The sequence below is a fragment of the Acetobacter sp. AN02 genome, assembly GCF_029759835.1.
Taxonomy (GTDB): Bacteria; Pseudomonadota; Alphaproteobacteria; order Acetobacterales; family Acetobacteraceae; genus Acetobacter.
This window is the reverse complement of the sequence record NZ_JAJJND010000051.1, coordinates 1-17,886: the sequence shown is the minus strand read 5'-3', so window position 1 is coordinate 17,886 and position 17,886 is coordinate 1. Positions and strand designations below refer to the sequence as shown.

17 protein-coding genes and 2 pseudogenes are annotated in these 17,886 nt (G+C 62.5%); 9 read left to right on the top strand and 10 right to left on the bottom strand.

Annotated elements, in window-relative coordinates:
* Window positions 1-75 precede the first annotated feature (75 nt).
* A pseudogene (locus tag LOC54_RS07625) lies at window positions 76-249 on the bottom strand (IS481 family transposase); the annotation flags it as partial.
* Window positions 250-304: 55 nt separating this feature from the next.
* Between LOC54_RS07625 and LOC54_RS07620 the strand changes: the two are divergent.
* Window positions 305-688, top strand: a pseudogene (locus LOC54_RS07620) (transposase); the annotation flags it as partial.
* Between the two features lie 45 nt (window positions 689-733).
* Here LOC54_RS07620 and LOC54_RS07615 read toward each other — a convergent pair.
* The 4 genes from LOC54_RS07615 to LOC54_RS07600 form a co-directional block, all read right to left on the bottom strand.
* Complete coding sequence (locus tag LOC54_RS07615; protein WP_279313226.1) at window positions 734-3,847, bottom strand: CusA/CzcA family heavy metal efflux RND transporter; 3,114 nt, start codon at window positions 3,845-3,847, stop codon at window positions 734-736.
* Window positions 3,844-5,025 carry an efflux RND transporter periplasmic adaptor subunit gene (locus LOC54_RS07610; RefSeq protein WP_279313225.1) on the bottom strand — a complete coding sequence of 394 codons (1,182 nt, stop codon included), beginning with the start codon at window positions 5,023-5,025 and terminating at the stop codon, window positions 3,844-3,846. Before LOC54_RS07610 ends, LOC54_RS07615 begins: the two co-directional genes overlap by 4 nt.
* 142 nt (window positions 5,026-5,167) lie before the next feature.
* Window positions 5,168-5,569, bottom strand: a complete 402-nt coding sequence (locus LOC54_RS07605; protein WP_279313224.1) for a cytidine deaminase — start codon at window positions 5,567-5,569, stop codon at window positions 5,168-5,170.
* Complete coding sequence (locus LOC54_RS07600) at window positions 5,566-6,450, bottom strand: methyltransferase domain-containing protein (RefSeq protein ID WP_279313223.1); 885 nt, start codon at window positions 6,448-6,450, stop codon at window positions 5,566-5,568. Before LOC54_RS07600 ends, LOC54_RS07605 begins: the two co-directional genes overlap by 4 nt.
* Before the next feature lie 65 nt (window positions 6,451-6,515).
* Between LOC54_RS07600 and LOC54_RS07595 the strand changes: the two genes are divergently transcribed.
* The 5 genes from LOC54_RS07595 (at window position 6,516) to LOC54_RS07575 (ending at window position 10,002) form a co-directional block, all read left to right on the top strand.
* Window positions 6,516-7,361, top strand: a complete 846-nt coding sequence (locus LOC54_RS07595; protein WP_279313222.1) for a ComF family protein — start codon at window positions 6,516-6,518, stop codon at window positions 7,359-7,361.
* An 85-nt stretch (window positions 7,362-7,446) separates the two neighbouring features.
* Window positions 7,447-7,707 (top strand): glutaredoxin 3, encoded by a 261-nt coding sequence (grxC, locus tag LOC54_RS07590; protein WP_279313221.1) that lies wholly within the window; start codon window positions 7,447-7,449, stop codon window positions 7,705-7,707.
* A gap of 18 nt (window positions 7,708-7,725) precedes the next feature.
* Window positions 7,726-8,205, top strand: coding sequence for a DUF1178 family protein (locus LOC54_RS07585; protein ID WP_279313220.1), 480 nt, complete (start codon window positions 7,726-7,728; stop codon window positions 8,203-8,205).
* A gap of 37 nt (window positions 8,206-8,242) precedes the next feature.
* A complete protein-coding gene (locus tag LOC54_RS07580) occupies window positions 8,243-8,638 on the top strand; it encodes a DUF2147 domain-containing protein (RefSeq protein WP_279313219.1) in 396 nt (131 codons plus the stop codon).
* 152 nt (window positions 8,639-8,790) lie between these two features.
* Window positions 8,791-10,002 (top strand): lactonase family protein, encoded by a 1,212-nt coding sequence (locus tag LOC54_RS07575; RefSeq protein ID WP_279313218.1) that lies wholly within the window; start codon window positions 8,791-8,793, stop codon window positions 10,000-10,002.
* Window positions 10,003-10,010: 8 nt separating this feature from the next.
* Here the strand turns inward: LOC54_RS07575 and LOC54_RS07570 are convergent, their stop codons facing one another.
* The 5 genes from LOC54_RS07570 to gpmI form a co-directional block, all read right to left on the bottom strand.
* A complete protein-coding gene (locus tag LOC54_RS07570; RefSeq protein WP_279313228.1) occupies window positions 10,011-10,511 on the bottom strand; it encodes an RNA pyrophosphohydrolase in 501 nt (166 codons plus the stop codon).
* Complete coding sequence (locus tag LOC54_RS07565; RefSeq protein ID WP_279313217.1) at window positions 10,508-11,659, bottom strand: divergent polysaccharide deacetylase family protein; 1,152 nt, start codon at window positions 11,657-11,659, stop codon at window positions 10,508-10,510. The genes LOC54_RS07570 and LOC54_RS07565 overlap by 4 nt, the downstream gene beginning before the upstream one ends.
* Window positions 11,640-13,130, bottom strand: a complete 1,491-nt coding sequence (locus tag LOC54_RS07560; protein ID WP_279313216.1) for a S41 family peptidase — start codon at window positions 13,128-13,130, stop codon at window positions 11,640-11,642. The genes LOC54_RS07565 and LOC54_RS07560 overlap by 20 nt, the downstream gene beginning before the upstream one ends.
* 180 nt (window positions 13,131-13,310) lie before the next feature.
* Window positions 13,311-14,672: a murein hydrolase activator EnvC gene (locus LOC54_RS07555; protein ID WP_279313215.1), complete on the bottom strand. Its 1,362-nt coding sequence runs from the start codon at window positions 14,670-14,672 to the stop codon at window positions 13,311-13,313.
* A gap of 3 nt (window positions 14,673-14,675) precedes the next feature.
* Complete coding sequence (gpmI, locus tag LOC54_RS07550) at window positions 14,676-16,217, bottom strand: 2,3-bisphosphoglycerate-independent phosphoglycerate mutase (RefSeq protein WP_279313214.1); 1,542 nt, start codon at window positions 16,215-16,217, stop codon at window positions 14,676-14,678.
* A gap of 173 nt (window positions 16,218-16,390) precedes the next feature.
* Here gpmI and msrB point away from each other — a divergent pair, with 173 nt between their 5' ends.
* The 3 genes from msrB to LOC54_RS07535 form a co-directional block, all read left to right on the top strand.
* Window positions 16,391-16,780, top strand: coding sequence for a peptide-methionine (R)-S-oxide reductase MsrB (gene msrB / locus LOC54_RS07545; RefSeq protein WP_279313213.1), 390 nt, complete (start codon window positions 16,391-16,393; stop codon window positions 16,778-16,780).
* 14 nt (window positions 16,781-16,794) lie between these two features.
* Window positions 16,795-17,418 (top strand): uracil phosphoribosyltransferase, encoded by a 624-nt coding sequence (gene upp / locus LOC54_RS07540; RefSeq protein WP_279313227.1) that lies wholly within the window; start codon window positions 16,795-16,797, stop codon window positions 17,416-17,418.
* Between the two features lie 135 nt (window positions 17,419-17,553).
* Window positions 17,554-17,886: DDE-type integrase/transposase/recombinase (locus tag LOC54_RS07535; protein ID WP_279313212.1), on the top strand; the 333-nt coding region annotated here is incomplete at its 3' end.

Here is a 17,886-nt window from a genome sequence, read left to right as displayed (position 1 = left end):
AACCTTGCCCATAAACCCGTCCTCTCTCAGGCCGGTCTATAGCTTAACCCCCTGTCCAAAAAACCGGGGCCACCTCTCTTTGGGACCTGTCTTCTGAGCTTCGACACTCTGCTGCTTCCGCCACTTTGCAACTGTTTTCGGATTGATCCCGAACTCCTTGCTCAGCGCCGTGAGCGAAGCCTGCGATCGCTGTATTGCTGCTCGCACGGCGTGCGTGGTCGTGGCGCTGCCATGACGTATCTGCCCCATAATGCTTCCTGCCACTCACGTGAAAATATCGCACCATCAAACCCCGGGACTAAACACGGCGGGACAGGTCAGTGATTACACCGGTGCTGCTACCCTTCTGGACAGTCTTCCAGCAGCCCAATGGATGCTGGCAGACCGGGGCTATGACGCTGACTGGTTCCGGGATGCCCTGGAGGAAAAAGGGATCAGGGCCTGCATTCCGGGACGGAGATCCCGCGGAAAACCGGTCAGATACGACAAACAGAAATACAAAAGACGCAACCGTATCGAAATTATGTTCGGCAGGCTCAAAGACTGGAGACGGGTTGCAACACGCTATGACAGATGCCCGACCCTCTTCTTCTTGGCAATCTGCCTCACTGCAACCGTCTTGTTCTGGCTATGTGTCCTGAGCCTAATATCCTTACGAATCAGACCATTTCCATTCGTGCAGATATAACCCGTTGCGGAATGTCTCACGAACAGTAAAGAACACGGTGCAGACTTATGCTTCCTTTTTTTTCCGCAACCGGCACAGGCGGATATAGAGGGATGGCAGCACCAGCAGCGTCAGAGCCGTACAGGAGACGAGTCCCCCGATCACGACCGTTGCCAGGGGTTTTTCAACCTCCGCCCCTTCGCTCATGGAGAAGGCCATGGGGAAGAACCCGAGGCAGGCGACGGAGGCTGTGGCCATGACGGGGCGGAAGCGTTCCCGTGCGGCGGAGGTGGCGGCCGTAAAGGCATCGAAGCCCTGGCGTCGTTTTTCCTGAACCCAGGAAATCAGGACCACGCCGTTGAGTGTCGCAACACCGAACAGGGCGATAAATCCTATTCCGGCGGAGATACTGAAGGGCATGGCGCGCAGCCAGATGGCGATGATGCCGCCCGTGGCGGCAAACGGCAGGTTCACGAACACCAGCCCGGCAAGCCAGACATCGCCAAGCGCGAGGATCAGCAGCAGGAAGATGAGTGCCAGCGTGACGGGGACGACAATCTCGAGCCGGGCTACGGCGGTCTGCAGATTGCGGAACTGTCCGCTCCATACGATCCGGTAGCCCGGAGGAAGTTTTATCTGCGCGGAGACGGCCTGCTCCGCATCATGTACGAAGGAGGACAGGTCCCGGCCGCGGACATTGGCCTGTACCATCATGCGCCGTTCGCCCTGGTCGCGCCGGATGGCGGCGGGGCCGCTGTCGAGCGTGATATGGGCGACCTGGGAAAGATCGACGATATGATCGTCCCGTGTCGTGACCGGAAGCTGGCGGATGTCTTCCAGGGAGTCGCGCGCATCGGGAAAGAAGCGGACTTCCGTCGGGATCAGTGCGGAATCGAGGGAGACCGGCGGCCCGATATGCCCGCCAATGGCCTCCACCGTGTCGAGCACTTCCGAGGTCTGGACATTCAGACGCCCGGCGGCCGTACGATCCACGTCGATATGCAGATAGGGGATCGTGCCGACATCCTGGGGGGCTACGTCCGCAGCGCCCGGCACGGCGCTGATGGTCCGGGAGATTTTCGCAGCCAGACTGGTCAGTACTTTCAGATCCGGGCCATAGACGCCGACGGCGATCTGGGAGCGCACTCCCGACAGTAGATCGTCCATACGCATCTGGATCGGCTGGCTCCAGTTGTAGAGCGAGCCGGGATTATCTTTCATCAGTGCAGCGTTGAAGGCCCGGACCAGACCCTCCTGGGAGTCTGCGGTCTTCCACTCTTCCTTCGGTTTGAGAAGAATGTAGGTGTCTGTCTGTTCGCCGCCCTGGGGGTCGGTCGGGATGGCGGAGGTGCCGGTATTGCTGACGATGGTGCGGATATCGGGAAACTGCTTCAGCGTGCGTTCGATGGCGTTCACGGCCCGGACGGAGGCATCGAGCGAGATGCCGGGCAGGCGCGTGGAGGTGACGACCAGATCGCCCTCCTGAAGCTGGGGGATGAATTCGCCGCCCAGCCGTGTGGCCATGACGGCGGAGCCTGCGAAGATCAGGAGGGCCACGGCGATGATGCGTCCGGAATGTTCGACGCAGTAGCGTGAGGCCGGAGTGAAGCCGCGCCGGAGGAAGGCGATCAGGCGCGTATCGTGCGCGCCTTCGTCCTCGTGATCATCCTCCGGGGATTCCCCGTGTCCGGCTGTGTGCGCAGCCGGTTTCATCAGCAGGAAGGCGAGGGCGGGGACGCAGACGAGGGCGAAGATCAGAGAGGCGATCAGGCCGAGGATCACGGTCTGTGCCATCGGGCGGAACATCCGCCCCTCGATCCCTTCTAGGGTGAGGATCGGCAGATAGACCAGGATGATGATCAGAATGGCGAAAGTGACGGGGCGCGCCACAAGCGTGACGGTTTCCGCAATGGACTCCGCAAAGCTCGTGCCCGGTCTGACCCTGCGGCTGAGCACGGTTTCCACGATCACGAGCGCGCTGTCCACGATCATCCCGAAATCGATCGCGCCCAGGCTGAGCAGGTTGGCGGAGATGCCCAGATGGTTCATCCCGACCATGGCACAGACCAGAGAGAACGGGATGACGGAGATGATGACGACGGAGGCGCGCCAGTCTCCGATCACGGCCATCAGCACGGCGAACACCAGCAGCGCGCCCATGAACAGGTTATCGCGCACGGTGGCGATGGTGGTGTGGGTCAGGGTGGACCGGCTGTAGTATTTTTCCAGCCGGACCCCTTCGGGCAGGGAACTGTTGATGCCGGGCAGCGCGGCCCTGATCTTCCTGAGTGTCTCGCGTGCGTTGGCCCGCTCGCGCAGCAGGATCACGGCGCTGACGGCTTCCCCCCGGGCATCACGCGTGACCGCGCCGAGGCGTGGCAGGCGGCCTTCATGTACATGGGCGATATCGCGGACATGGATCGTCTCTCCGTCCGGGCCGCTGCGGACCTGGATTTCTCCCAGTTCCTGGATGCTGTCGATCAGGGAGCGGCCGACGACGATATGCTGCTCGTCATTTTCCTCGATCCATGCGCCGCCCGCGGCCTCGTTCCCCCGGTCGACCGCGTCGAACACGTCGGAGACGGAGATTCTGTAGCGGCGCAGCGCTGCGGGATCGAGTTCGGCCTCATAGGTCTGTGCGGCACCGCCGTTGACATTGACGTCCACGACGCCGGGGATCAGGCGCAGTTTCGGGACGACATTCCAGCTCATGATCCGGTTGAGTTCCGCAAGGGACCGGCCCGGGCCGTGAATCTGCAGGTGCATGATCTCACCCATGCCGGTCGTCATCGGGCCCATCGACAGGGAGGCGTTCCTGACCGGAATGGCGTCCCGGGCAGCCGTCAGGAGCTGTGAGACCAGTTCACGGGCGCGGTAGATATCGGTGCTGTCTCCGAACTGGAGATAGATCACGGAGACGCCGGTGCGGGAGACCGAGCGCATGGACTCCAGTCCGACCACGCCCGAGAGCACGGTTTCCACCGGGAAGGTGACGAGTTTCTCGATTTCCTGTGTCGGCAGGCCAGGGGCGCTGACGGAGACCAGCACCTGGCGGGGGGAGATGTCGGGAACGGGCTCGACGGCGAGGCCGCGGAGGTCGAAAATTCCGGCGATCATCAGCAGGACGACAGCGCCGAGAATGGCCTTGTATCCGCTGAGCAGGCTCAGGACGAATTTCATTTGCCGTCAGGTCCGGAATCCGGATCAGGTCTGAGCAGCGCCTGCGACTTGAGGACGAAGCTGCCATCCGTCACGACGGTCTCACCGGCCTGAAGCCCGTCCGTGATGACCGTCTGGCCACCCAGGGAAGGGCCTGTCGTGACGTGGCGCGCCTCATACCGGTCTGCGGCTTTTTTCACGAACACACAGCGCGAGCCGCTGAAGCCCTGCAGAGCGGCGGAGGGGATGATCTGGCCGGAGATCCTGCCGGAGGCGAACAGCCGCGTGCGGACGAGCATGCCGGGCCGGAGCCTGATATCGGGGTTGGGCAGCAGGCTGCGGACCAGAACCCGGCGCGTGCCCGGATCGACAATACCTTCCACCAGGGTGATGGCTGACGTTACGGGTGCCTCTCCGGGTGTGACCCATGTCTGCTGCATGTTGCCCGGGGTGAGATGCGTGGCGTCGGTGTCGGGCACCTGGGAGATCACCCAGACCTCGCGCAGGTCATCGACCTCGGTGGCCGGGATGCCGCCCGAGGTGATGTTCTCGCCCGCGGCCACGCCGATCCGGCGGACGATTCCGTCCACGGGAGAGATCACGGCGGAGATCAGGCCGGAGGTTGTCTCGACGGAGGATGTGAAGCGGGCAACTCTTTCCCGTTCGTTCCGGACCAGAGCTTCCTGCTGCGCCACCAGAGCCCGGGCATCCTCCAGACGCGCCCTGCGGCGTTCGGCCTCTCCGGCCGATACGGCACCGCCGCGCAGGGCCTCGGCCCGGTGGGAGGCGAGGGCGGCATCGCGTTCCGTGGCTCCGGCCTGGCGCAGGGCGGCTTCTGCGGAGAGCAGGCGCTGTCTTTCATCGCTCAGGCTGAAATCGTCGTAGCGGAACAGGACCTCTCCCTTGCGGACGATCTGGCCCGGCGTGACCAGAACCTCCCTGACCCGGCCCGATCCGGCGGGATGGATGCGGCTGATCCGGCGTTCATCTGCCGCGATCGTGGCCTGCGCCAGAGTGTGCGGGGCGAGTGCGCCGGGCTTCGCCACGGCCGTCCGGATTCCTTCGGAAGCGACGGCCTCGGGTGAGATGATGATATCGCCGGACGGCCAGGGTTCATCCGCTGCGGCGAGCGACGGAGCAAGCCAGGCGATCGTGGCCAGAAGCTGCAATGCGAGACGGAGCGGACGGGCTGAGGCCATGAGCGGACCAGGCGGGGGCGCGGGTATACCGGGCAGGCGGGGCAGGACAGACACGACGGGATAGTCGTTTTTTGCATCCCGGCTTGCAAGAGGGCTGCCGGGCAAACCGTATCGAAGAAACACAACGATACAAAAAACGCGACTATTCCAGAGAGTCCGGCCCGAAGCTGTCCGGCAGAAGTCCGGCAAGGGTGCGTGTCAGAACGACCTCTCCCGACCGGGCGGATACCATGCGTATGATCAGGTCCGGCCCGGAAAACTCCCGCAGCTTCTGGCGGCACCCGCCGCAGGGCGTGCAGGGAGTCGCGCTGTCGCCGCAGACGACGATTCCCGTAATCCTCCGTCCTCCGGAGGCGATCATCGCGGCGATGGCCCCGGCCTCGGCACAGGTGCCTTCCGGATAGGCGGCGTTCTCGACATTGCATCCCGAGAAGATGCGTCCGTCCTCGCAGCGCAGGGCTGCACCGACCTGGAATCCTGAATAGGGCGCCCAGGCGTTCTCCCGGACACGAAGGGCTTCGGGGATCAGCGGATCATCATTCATGAAGGGCGGTCCTCCGGTTCAGGCAGGGAGTCCAGAATATCGGACAGGGAGGTCGTGAAGGCGCCGGGTTTCAGGGGTTGAGGCTGTGATGCCGCGGGGGCCCAGCCGCTGATCATGGCCATGTGGAGCTGTATTTCCGGCGGGCCGTTTTCCTCAAGCCGTGCGAGAGTCAGCGGGAACAGCGCGCGTGACGGGATGCTCCGCTCCCTCTGGCGCAGGGCGGATGTCTCTCCGGCGGCCCGCAGATCCTTCAGCAGGCCGTGCGCCGTGCGGTACTGCAGGGTCAGGGTTTCCTGATCTGCAACAGGCAGAGCAAAGCCCGCACGCTGCATCAGTCCGGCACAGTCCCGCAGGGTTGGAAACGGGGACACCCGGGCTGAGGCTCCGCCCCTCAGCGTGTCCTCTGCCGAGACAAGGGCGTGGCGCAGGGGGGAGAGGGTCGGCAGGACGGGAATACAGGCCAGAAACAGGCCATCCGGCTTTAATGCATAGCGGATCTGGGCCAGGGTGCCCGGAAGATCGTTCACCCAGTGCAGGGAGGCGCATGCGACGATCAGATCGAAACTGCCGGGGCCGAACGGCAGGAATTCCTCATCGGCGCAGACCGGCAGCCCGCCTGCCTGCCGGGCCATCGGCAGGGACAGATCGCAGGAGACCACTTCCGTTCCCCTCGCCCGCAGAGCCGATGCGACAGCGCCGCGGCCGCCGATATCCAGCGCTGTCGTGAAGCTGCGCTGCACGTCGTCCAGCCGGTCCAGCAGCCGCGCGCCGAGATCATCAGCAATACCGGCCACAAGCTCCTGCGAACGGGCTGCGCGATCCCGGTGCAGGCGGACGACGCGGCGGTCGAAAATCAGCGGATCTTCATCGGAGGCAGTCATGACTCTGGCATGTGCGCGCAGGACGGGGCATATGCCAAGAGCAGAATGTCTCTTTTCACCGGAGTATGAAGCCGGACGCCATGATGCAGAGCTTTTCCGCCTTGCGGTCCGGCCTTCGCCGGGCGGCTGTCCGTGTGGCAGGGTCCGCACTGGATCTGGTGCTGCCCCGCAGTTGCGCCTCCTGCGGAACGGAAACCTCCGGTCCCGGTCTGGCCTGTCCGGAGTGTTTTGCGAAGCTGCGCCGGATCATTGCCCCCTGCTGCGACCGGTGCGGCGTGCCGCTGGCGGCTGAGGCCTTCGCGGGAAAGACCGGCCTGTGTGCGCGGTGCGAGATCAGTCCTCCGGCCTGGGATCAGGCGCGTGCGGCTTTTGTCTATGATGACGCTTCCAGGAATCTGATCCTGCCCCTAAAATATGCGGACCGTACCGAGCTTGCCGCCGGTCTGGGGGGGATGATGATACAGGCAGGAGCGGATCTGCTGGCCCGGGCGGATCTTATCGTGCCGGTGCCCGTACACTGGAGGCGCAGGGTGGCGCGGCGCTATAACCAGGCGGCGCTTCTGGCCCGGGTGATCAGCCGCAGGAGCGGGCGTCCTGCGCTGATGGACGCGCTGTGTCGTCCTCATGCCACGCAGAAACTGGCGCTGGCTGCCCCAGGAGAGCGGCTGCGGATCATGACGGATGCGATCCGTGTCTCTTCCCGGCGCAGGAACGATGTGTGCGGACAGCATATTCTGCTGATTGATGACGTGCTGACGACGGGTGCGACCGGGACGGCCTGTACGGAGGCCCTGCGCGGGGCGGGTGCTGCCTCCGTGCTGATTCTGGCCGCGGCGAGAACGGAGGTCTCCGGGCGTGAGGATATCGATCTGCCTGACGAGATCAGACGACAGATACGCGGCTCTGTCTGAGGCCGCAAAGCCCCCTGGCGATATGATGCGGTTATGGTAAGACCATGTCTGCTGTTTCTGAAGCGAGAATAAGGACCCCCGGACCATGCCGGATATCGAGATCTATACCCAGCCCGGCTGCCCCTTCTGCGTCCGCGCCGTTGCACTCCTGGAAAAAAAAGGCGTGGCCTTCAGGGAGATCAATGCGCCGCATGGCACGCAGGAACGGGTCGAGGCGCGTGAGCGTTCCGGAGGACGGACGACCGTGCCGCAGATCTTTATCGACGGGCAGGCCGTCGGCGGCTGTGATGATCTGTTCGCTCTGGAGCGGTCGGGGCGGCTTGATCCGCTGCTGCAAAAAGCCTGACACGCGGGTTGTGCTGTCATGATCTGCTACAGGCTGCGCTGTCCGGCGGACCACGGGTTTGAGGGCTGGTTCCCCAGTTCGGAGTCCTTTGCAAGGCAGGTTGCCGCCGGGCTGATTTCCTGCCCGGAATGCGGAGATGTGCGGGTCGGGCAGGCGCTGATGGCTCCTGCGGTGCATACGGGCGGGCAGAAGCGTAAGATACAGACGGCTCCGGAACAGGTCGGGACGCCGGAGGTTCCGGCGGGTGAGGCTCCTGTCCGGACTGCCGTGCAGGTTCCTGATCAGGTTCTCGCCGTTCTGCAGAGAATGCGGCAGTATGTGGAGACGACCTGTGAGAATATGGGCGAAGGATTTGCTGACGAGGCTCTGAAAATCCATCGTGGCGAGGCGGATGAGCGTGGTATCTACGGAACCATGACCGGCGCTGAGCGTGAAATGCTTGACGAGGAGGGCGTTGAAACCGCCCTGCTGCCCTGGGTTTCCAGGTCGGACAGCTGACGGATGCCGGAAGCGGCAGCAGCCGGGAGAAGACATTATGGTCCAGGGCATGCTCACAGGGGGCACGACCTCTTTCTCCCGGTCTTTCCGCCGGGCTGCACTGGTGGCTTTTGCCGCCTTCTGGCCGGCCGAACAGGTTTTTGCCGCACCTCCCTCCGCTGATCAGACTGCGGCGCGCCCTGAATTCGGCCTCTGGCTGAGTGAGAAGAAGGGCGGCGTATTCAGGGTGTGGGAGTGTGAGGCGGGCGTGCTGTGCGGCACTCTGGTCGGCATGGATTATGAGGAAGCGGAACCGGCAAAGGACGTATGGGGACGGTCGGAGTGCAATCTGCCCCTTCTGACCGGTTTCAGGAAAAAATCATCAGACCAGAAACGCTGGGAAGGCTCAATTCTCGATCCGGACAGCGGGAAGGTCTATCACGCCCAGATATAGTCTCCGCGGGAGGGTGTGCTCAAGCTGCGCGGGTATCTGGGAATACCACTGTTCGGAGAAATACAGACATGGACGCGTTACACAGGGACGATAGGTACAAAATGCAAGATGCCGCACATCCCGGGGGCAGGCCACTGAAGCAGCCGCGGGCCATGCGTCGTACGGTCCTTGGTCTGCTTGCGTCGGGTCTTGCCGCTCTTATACCCGGCGGCTGGTCGGCCCGTGCAGCCACGACCGCGCAGGGGCGGATCCTGTGTTATGTCGGCGGGTATTCCCGCAAGGGGTCTCCGGAGGACAATGCGAAGGGGATCTCGCTGTTCGAGATGGATCCCGCTACGGGCTCCCTGAGTTTCATCTCGGTTTTTCCGGACACTGATAATCCGTCCTTTCTTGCGATCTCTGCCGATCAGCGGTTTCTGTACTGCGTCAATGAGATCAGCGATTTCGACTCCTCTCACAGCGGGGCCGTCACGGCTTTTTCCATCGATCAGGCGACAGGCGCTCTGAAGAAGCTGAACAGGGTGTCCAGCGGGGGGGCGGATCCTGCGCATCTGAGCATTCATCCGTCCGGAAAATACGTGATGGTGGCCAATTATACCGGCGGAAGCATCGCACTGTTTCCGGTCCGTCCGGATGGAAGTCTGGGAGAACATACGTTTTTCTATAAAAATTCCGGGCCGAAAATGCCGGAGCGCGCTGCGGATAATCCGCCGGGAAATTACGCCGTCAGCGATCATTCCGGCCCGCACGCACACATGATCCGCTCCGATCCGTCCGGAAAGTTCGTTCTGGTCTGTGATGCCGGTCTGGACCGGGTCTATATCTGGGCGATGGATGAGGCCGAGGGAAAGCTGGTTCCGGCCGAGGTGCCGTATATCAGCATGGTGCCAGGTTCCGCCCCGCGCCACCTTGAATTCAACACCCGGGGTGATGTCGTCTATATCCTCGGGGAGCAGAATTCCCGTGTGGTCGTGGCGGCATTTGATCGCACTACAGGCCGGATAACGCCGGGAGGCTCCACATCCACGGTGACGGATCTTTTCCGTGGCAGCACGCTGGCTGCGGGAATTCGTCTGCATCCGAACGGGAAATATCTGTATGTGACGAACAGGCTCGGAAATTCGATCGCGATTTTCGATGTGCTGGACAACGGCGGTCTGAAGCTGCACGATATCGTGTGGGAACGGGCTGATTACGGTCGGGCTCTGGCGTTTGATCCGACCGGACAGTTCCTGTTCGTGACCAACCAGAAGAGTGACTCCCTGTCGATCTTCAGGGTCAATCCGTCCCGGGGTATTCCTGAATTTACCTGGGATTTCGTGCCGGTGGGCACGCCGTCAGACGTGGCGTTTATCCGCCTCTGAAACAGGGATCAGCCGGAAAACCGGCTGAATTCCAGGACAAGGCGTTCATAGACCGGTTTCTTGAAACCGACATTGCACAGCGGCAGGGAGGCCAGAGGCACCCAGCGCCAGGCATCGAATTCAGCCGGGTGCTGGAGATCGAGGCGGATATCGGCCTCCTCTCCCTCAAAACGCAGGGCGAACCATTTCTGTGTCTGGCCCCTGTAGCGCCCTTTGAAGGCCTTGCCGATCAGCTCCGGCGGAAGATCATAGGTCAGCCAGTCCGGGCAGCTTCCGAGGAGGGTGAGCCGGTCCATACCGGTTTCTTCCTGCACTTCCCGTAAAACGGCTGCTTCAGGGTTTTCATCCTCATCGATCCCGCCCTGAGGGCATTGCCAGACGCCCTCTTCCGGGCCGCCACCGGCTCCCGGCATGTCCGTTCTGCGTGCGACAAACACCAGGCCACGGGGGTTGAAGATGACGGCGCCGACATTCGGACGATAGGGGAGCTCTGTCACGGGATCTGTCAGGGCTGCGGCTGAGGAATGGAGGCAGGTATTCCGCCTGCGGGCATGGCCTGGAGCTGCGGAGCGGGCAGGTTGCTCAGGGAACTGACGGGGACGAGCGCCACACCCTGATCCTTCAGCCCGGCTGCCCAGGAGGCGATTTCCCGGACCGCAACCGGCCGGAGCGGCCCGGTCACGCCGATGGCGGATCCTTTGTTCCGCGCGACAGTCACGAGCTGTGCAAGCTGCTGGCGGACCGTCTCAGCATCGGTATCCGTGCTGATCATGACAGAGGCATCACCACCCGGGACTGGTCCGTAACGCAGTCCGCCCGGATGTGCATTCAGATAGAGCAGACCGCGTCTGTCCAGCTCTGACGCAACCATCCGGAAATCGGGGGAGAGAGCAAATGCCGCACCCGTCTGGCCGGCGAATGCGTTGGTGACACCGACATAGCCCTCAAATCTGGAGAGGGACCACAGGAGATTGTTGCTGTCCTCGCTGACCGTATGATCGTAGCCCAGTGCTCTGGGGCCCTCGCTGTCGGCCGGAGCATTCCTTGGCTGCATGGGCAGGGAGAGGAAAATCTCGTGTCCTTTCCGGCGGGAAAGAGCGAGCAGATCCGTCGGATCGGGTGCATAGGAGGAAAATGCGACCGATATGGACGCAGGCAGGACGTTCAGGGCTTCCTGGCTGACGGAAGCCGACATGCCGATATCATCGACCAGCAGAGCCACACGGGGTATGTTGCCCGGAATCTGCGGTACCGGCGCGGCGTAGACCACGCGCGGCATGGACCCGTTTGCGCCGCGGACAGGGAGGTGACGTGACGGATCTTCCAGATAGACTTCCAGAAGCGCAGCCTCAGGAGGAGCGATTTCCGGAGAAGAGGCTTCCGGAAAATTCGGGCCTGCCGGGGCAGTAGCGCCGTTCGGACCCTGCGTGATGCCGGGGAGCGACGGGGTGGATGAGTCCCCTTTCATATCCGGACCGTCCTGCCGTGTTCTCTGATGGGGATGCGGACCGACCCCCCTCAGGCTCAGGGCCAGAAGCAGCGCCAGAACGGAGGTCGTCCCCCAGAAGCGAACGAAAAGCCTTCCCGATGACGGGAGGCGCCGCCACGGGGAAAGGTCTTCAGCAGGGAAAGCCGGATCAGTGATGGGACGTCTCATTCTTTGTCTGCGAAGGCTGCGGGGTCGTCACGGGTGGCAGGGAGGCGACGGGATCAGGCGCAGGCGCACCGGCCATGCTCCGGACCAGACGCAGTCCTTCCTGCAGCTGGAAATCGGTATCCGGTTTTGTACGGTCAAACTCCGGCCAGTTTGCGGGCGGCTGATCCGGAATGTTTTTTGCCAGAGGCGGCAGATCCGTCCGGGGAGCCGCTTCGGTCTTGTTGCCGCCCTCATTGCGGATGATATGCGCGAGGTCTGCCTCACGAATGCTGAAGGCGGGGCTTTCCCGCGTCTCTTTCACCACCACATCCGGCACGATGCCCAGCGCCTGGATGGAGCGGCCGGACGGTGTGTAATAACGCGCGGTCGTCAGGCGCACGGCTCCGTTTCCGGGGATCGGTGTAACGGTCTGGACCGAGCCTTTTCCGAAGGATTTCGTGCCGAGAACGACGGCTCTGTGATGATCCTGCAGTGCGCCGGAGACGATCTCGGCTGCGGAGGCGGTGCCGCCGTTGATCAGCACGACGATCGGCATGCCGCCGGTGATGTCGCTGCCGTTCGCATCCCAGCGCTGACTGTCTTTCGGATGGCGCGCGCGCGTGGAGACGATCTCTCCCTGCCGGATGAAGGCGGAGGAGACGGCGATGGCCTGATTGAGCAGCCCGCCCGGATCGTTACGCAGATCCAGAACCAGTCCCTCAAGCTTTCCGCCTGCCTGCCTGGACAGGCTCTCGTAAGCCTTGTTCATCTGGGAGGAGGTTTCCTCATCAAACTGCGTCAGGCGGATATATCCGGTCTTGCCATAGAGCGCGGAGCGGACCACCTCGATATGGATGATCTCGCGCGTCAGCGTCATGGTGATGGGCTTGGGTGTCTTGGCGCGGACAATCGTCAGCGTGATTTTCGTTCCGGGCTTGCCGCGCATCTTCTCGACGGAGTCGTTCAGCGGGCTGCCATCGATGTTGTGCCCGTCGATCGCGACGATATAGTCATCAGGCTTGATGCCCGCCCGCCAGGCCGGGGTGCCGTCTACAGGGGAGACGACCCGGACATGTCCGTCCTCTCCCTGGACCTCAAGCCCGAGGCCGCCGAACTTGCCGGTGGTCTGCACCTGCATCTCGGCATATTGTTTTTCGGTCATGTAGGAGCTGTGCGGATCAAGTCCGCTCAGCATTCCGTTCAGCGCGTTGCTGATCAGATCCCGGTCAGAGACCGGCTCCACATAATCCGCTCTCACGCGATCAAAGACCGTACCGAACAGAGTCAGGAGGCGATAGGTTTCCGCATGGCTCTTGTCGGCTGCTGCCGTCCCCGCCGTGTCTGCTGCAGTATCGGGCGTGGCCGGCGTCTGCGCATGTGCGGATGAGGTCAGGGCCGTCGGGGCGTTGCGGGCAAGGCGCAGGATTTCAGGACCCGTCGCGGCACCGGCGAGAAACACGGCGCCCAGCATCAGGGCTGTACGAAACTTCATGCGATAGCGTCTCCTGGCATGCCGGTAAGTCCGGACATTCCGTTCCTTTCCTTCAGTCCGAATCGTGCCCGTCCTGACTATCAGGCAGAACGGTTACCATCCGGCTAAGGGGTTCTTCTAGTAGCGTGTCATGGCACGACGGCAAACACCATGCCACGGACACCCGTCCCGGCAAAGCCGTCAGAGCCTGGATGCAGGATTCACGGCCCTGCTGCCGTTGCGGAGCTGCACGAGAAGGGAGGGATGCCCGCCCGACGGCATGGTTCCGATCCCTGCCCCGCGCGGGAGGGACTGTCCGTCCGCCACATTCAGCCCTCCCAGACCGGCCAGCACGAAGCGATATCCGCCGCCGCAGTTGAGAATCAGCATATGGCCGAAGCTCCGGAACGGGCCTGCGAAATCAACCTGGCCCGAGCAGGGGGAGCGGACCAGCGCGCCGGGCAGGGTGGAGAATGTCATCCCGCTGGCCGGGCCGGTTTCCGTGCGGGCGCCCCAGGCCGTGACCAGTGTTCCGGCCACGAGCGATCCTCCGCCGCGTCCGGAGGGCGGGGAAGCGGCCGGGGCAGCCGGAGCTTCCCGCGCTGCCACATGGCTGCTGCGCCGGGCACGCGCCTCTGCCTCCCGCTTCCGCGCTTCCCTGCGGACCTCGGCTTCCGCGGCCTTGCGGCGGCGCTCGGCCTCTTCAGCCTCGCGCTGCAGGGCGAGCAGGGCGGACGCCTCTTCGGCCATGACCAGGGCCACCTCCCGTTTCAGGGCCTCGGCCTTTGCTGCCGCATCACGGGAGGCGGCGCCGCGCAGTTTTGCCGTGCTGTCCGCCTGCTGCTGTGCCGAGCGTGCGGCATTCATCTGACCGAGCAGAGTGGCCTTCTGTGTGGCCTGCGTCTGCTGCAGTGCTTTCGTGCGTCCGGTGCGCTCAGCCAGTTCGTTATCAAGCCCGATCAGTTCCTCTCTCTTTTTCTGCAGGCCTTCCGCATCCTGTTCAAGCGTGGCGGACAGTCCGCGGATGACCAGCAGCGCGGTCACCGCGTCCTGCGTTGAGGAGGGGGCCGCGATCAGAGAATCCGCCGGATAAAGTGCGAGGCGGCGGGCGACAGGCAGCACGGGAGCGAGGGCCGCCGCATCCAGGCTGATATCCTCCCGCACTTCCTCCTGACGCATCCTGATCCGGTCTGTCTCTTCTTCCAGAGCGGCGAGTCTGGTTTCCGTGTCCTGCAGGGAGGCTGCGGCCGAAACTGTGGCTGCTGAAAGCTGCCGCGCCCTGGCTGCATCGGCCTCGGCCTGTCTGCGCGCGGCGGCTTCTGCCGCTCTCGCACCGGCAAGGGATCGCGCGGCCTGTTCCTGCTGCGTCTTCAGGGTTTTTTCCTTCAGACGAGCCTGCTCGAGAGCCTGCCCGGCTTTCGAGGGGGCAGCGATATGCCGGGGGGCGTGTTCCCTGCCGGAATGTGTTGCGGTTTTTCCCGATGCCTCTTCGGACATCGTGGAAACGCCGGAGAGAAGCGCGGCAGACAGCAGAAATTTTCCGTAGCCGGCCACGCTGCGCACAGTTCAGCCCCTTGAGGCGATAAGGGAGCGTCCGGTCATCTTCTCCGGCTGCGGAATGCCCATCAGATCCAGAATGGTCGGCGCGAGATCCGCAAGACGCCCTTCATGCACCTTCGCGCCCTCGACATTGGTGAGGATGAACGGCACCCGGTTGAGTGTATGGGCTGTGTGCGGTCCGCCGGTTTCGGGATCTTTCATGGTCTCGCAATTGCCGTGATCGGCCGTGATCAGCATCGCGCCGCCCTGCGCGTGCACGGCCTCCACCAGGCGTCCGAGACCGGTATCGACCGTCTCGACCGCCCTGACGGCGGCTTCCAGCACGCCCGTATGGCCGACCATGTCCGGATTGGCGTAATTCAGTATGATCATGTCGTATTTGCCGCTGCTGATCGCTGCGACGGCCTTATCCGTCAGTTCCGGAGCCGACATCTCAGGCTGGAGATCATAGGTCGCAACCTTGGGGGACGGGACGAGAATACGATCCTCCCCTTCAAGCTGCACCTCGCGCCCGCCGTTGAGGAAATAGGTCACGTGCGGATATTTTTCCGTTTCAGCCATACGCAGCTGGGCTTTCCCGGCTTCCGAGACCACCTCTCCCAGGAGCTGCGTCAGATCCTGCGGAGGGAACAGAACGGAGATGAATTTCGCCAGGCTGTCGCTGTAGCGGGTCATGGCAACAGTTGCCGCGAATTTCACGACCCTGTCCCGGCTGAAACCGTCAAAGGACGGATCGAGCAGGGCATTGAGAAGCTGGCGTATGCGGTCGGCGCGGAAATTGAAAGACAGGATACCGTCGCCGTCCTTCATTCCGGTATAGCTGCTGTCGAGCAGGGTCGGCTCGACGAATTCGTCGGATTTACCCTTCGCGTAGGTTTCCTTGAGCACGGCTTCCGCGGAGGAGGCTTTCGGTCCCTTTGCAGCCGTCAGGAGATCATAGACCTTTGAGACGCGCTCCCAGCGGTTGTCGCGATCCATCGCGTAGTAACGCCCGGAAACCGTGGCAATCGTGACATTCTCAGGCAGGGATTGCGTCACTCCGCGGAGGAAATCCACGCCGGATTCGGGTGCCGTGTCACGACCATCCGTGAAGATATGCAGCGTGACCGGAATGCCTGCTTCGGCAACGATTTTCGCGAGGGCGACGGCATGGTCCTGATGGGAGTGGACGCCGCCGGGAGAGATCAGGCCCATCAGATGGCAGGTGCCGCCGGTCTTTTTCAGTGTATCGATAAATTCGCGGATGACCGGACTGCGGGCCAGTGAGCCGTCCCGGATGGCGGTGCCGATCCTCTGCAGTTCCTGCATCACCACCCGTCCGGCACCGATATTGAGATGCCCGACCTCCGAATTGCCCATCTGTCCGTCCGGGAGGCCGACATCGGAACCGCTGGTATCCAGAAAGCTGTGCGGCTGTTTTTCCCACAGCCCGTCAAAAACCGGTGTCCGCGCAAGCTTTACGGCGTTGTCGGATGAATCCTCGCGCCAGCCAAAGCCGTCAAGGATAACCAGCATGACGGGACGCGGTGTTTTATCAGAAGAGATCATGGCGGGAAAACTCCGGGCTGCTCTTATTGTGTTCTTGTCTGCTCAGCGCATCATGCCGCCGTCGGCGTGCAGTCTCAAGCGGCTTTAAACCGGATGATAAGCTTGTCATCTTCTGTCCGGCAGTGTTCAGATCATGACAGAAAGAACGTTGCGAATATGAAAAGGATGAGGAGATGGCAGATAAGCCTGTGTCCCTGTGCGGGACCCTGACACCGGAACAGCTGCGGATTCTGCGTGAACGCGGAACGGAGCGGCCCGGATCGAGCGATCTGAATGATGAAAAGCGGGACGGCCTTTATCGTTGTGCGGGATGCGGAGCACCGCTTTTCTCTTCATCAGCCAAATATGAGAGTGGCAGCGGCTGGCCTTCTTTTTTTGATCCGCATCCCGGAGCGGTCGGAACGCAGACGGATCAGTCGCATGGCATGGTGCGGACAGAGGTGCATTGTGCGTCCTGCCAGGGGCATCTCGGTCATGTTTTCCCCGACGGGCCAGAGCCGACGGGTCTGCGGTATTGTATGAACGGCCTTGTTCTTGATTTTCACCCGGGTGAAAAAAGCTGATGCAGGTGCCTGATATGGTCCGGGTGGCGACACATCCTCTGATCCGGCACAAGCTGACCAGATTGCGGGATGTTGCGACTCCGACGGCAGACTTCCGGCGGCTGGCCCGGGAGATCAGCCTGCTGCTGGCTTACGAGGCGACACGGGATCTGCCGCTTGAGTCCGTAGAAATCTCCACCCCTCTGGAGACGATGGAGGGTCAGCGCCTTTCAGGCAAGAAGCTGTGTTTTATCTCTGTTCTGAGAGCAGGAAACGGCATTCTCGACGGGATGCTTGATCTGGTACCTTCCGCCCGCGTCGGGCATATCGGTCTGTACCGTGATCCCGAGACCCTGAGACCGGTTGAGTATTACAGGAAGTTTCCGGAAGATATTAAAAACAGGGTCTGCATCGTCGTGGATCCGATGCTGGCTACGGGATACAGTGCTGCGGCAGCGGTGCAGAGTCTGAAAACTGCCGGAGCAGAAAAGATTATTTTCGTCTGTATCCTGGCGGCGCCTGAGGGCATGCTCTGCCTGACTGAGGCGCATCCGGATATCGAGGTCATTACCTGCGCCATAGACAGGGAACTGGATGATCATGGCTACATCCGGCCCGGACTTGGGGATGCCGGAGACAGACTCTTCGGCACCCGCTGAGTTTCAGGCTGTTGCCAGCCTGAAATTTGCCGGAGCGGAGGGCTGATCATTTTCAGAGGAGGATGCCGTCGGCCCGGCGGGATCACGAAGGCCGGGTGCTGTCACGTTAACTTTGAGCCGTGCTAAACTGAACTGATGAGCAAGAGGTCAGTGAGTTACAAACGGCATCGTTTTCCGCGTGAGGTGATCGCGTATGCGGTGTGGCTGTATTTCCGGTTTCCGTTGAGCTTTCGACTGATCGAGGAGATGCTGCTGGAGCGCGGGATCATTGTCTCTTACGAGACGATCCGCCGCTGGAGCCTGAAATTCGGCTCCGCATTCGCCCGCCTTCTGCGTCGCAAGGCAGCCAGACCCGGGGATATCTGGCATCTTGATGAAGTCCGGATCGTGATCCAGGGCCAGCCGCACTGGCTGTGGCGGGCGGTCGACCAGGACGGCTACGTTCTCGACGAAATCGTGCAGACGCGC

Coding starts and splice junctions, on each gene's coding strand:
- LOC54_RS07580 (WP_279313219.1), top strand. CDS start 8,243: ATGGTCCAGGGCATGCTCACAGGGGGCACGACCTCTTTCTCCCGGTCT.
- LOC54_RS07585 (WP_279313220.1), top strand. CDS start 7,726: ATGATCTGCTACAGGCTGCGCTGTCCGGCGGACCACGGGTTTGAGGGC.
- LOC54_RS07605 (WP_279313224.1), bottom strand. CDS start 5,569: ATGAATGATGATCCGCTGATCCCCGAAGCCCTTCGTGTCCGGGAGAAC.
- grxC (WP_279313221.1), top strand. CDS start 7,447: ATGCCGGATATCGAGATCTATACCCAGCCCGGCTGCCCCTTCTGCGTC.
- gpmI (WP_279313214.1), bottom strand. CDS start 16,217: ATGATCTCTTCTGATAAAACACCGCGTCCCGTCATGCTGGTTATCCTT.
- LOC54_RS07565 (WP_279313217.1), bottom strand. CDS start 11,659: ATGAGACGTCCCATCACTGATCCGGCTTTCCCTGCTGAAGACCTTTCC.
- upp (WP_279313227.1), top strand. CDS start 16,795: ATGGTCCGGGTGGCGACACATCCTCTGATCCGGCACAAGCTGACCAGA.
- LOC54_RS07610 (WP_279313225.1), bottom strand. CDS start 5,025: ATGGCCTCAGCCCGTCCGCTCCGTCTCGCATTGCAGCTTCTGGCCACG.
- LOC54_RS07595 (WP_279313222.1), top strand. CDS start 6,516: ATGAAGCCGGACGCCATGATGCAGAGCTTTTCCGCCTTGCGGTCCGGC.
- msrB (WP_279313213.1), top strand. CDS start 16,391: ATGGCAGATAAGCCTGTGTCCCTGTGCGGGACCCTGACACCGGAACAG.
- LOC54_RS07600 (WP_279313223.1), bottom strand. CDS start 6,450: ATGACTGCCTCCGATGAAGATCCGCTGATTTTCGACCGCCGCGTCGTC.
- LOC54_RS07615 (WP_279313226.1), bottom strand. CDS start 3,847: ATGAAATTCGTCCTGAGCCTGCTCAGCGGATACAAGGCCATTCTCGGC.
- LOC54_RS07575 (WP_279313218.1), top strand. CDS start 8,791: ATGCGTCGTACGGTCCTTGGTCTGCTTGCGTCGGGTCTTGCCGCTCTT.
- LOC54_RS07560 (WP_279313216.1), bottom strand. CDS start 13,130: ATGAAGTTTCGTACAGCCCTGATGCTGGGCGCCGTGTTTCTCGCCGGT.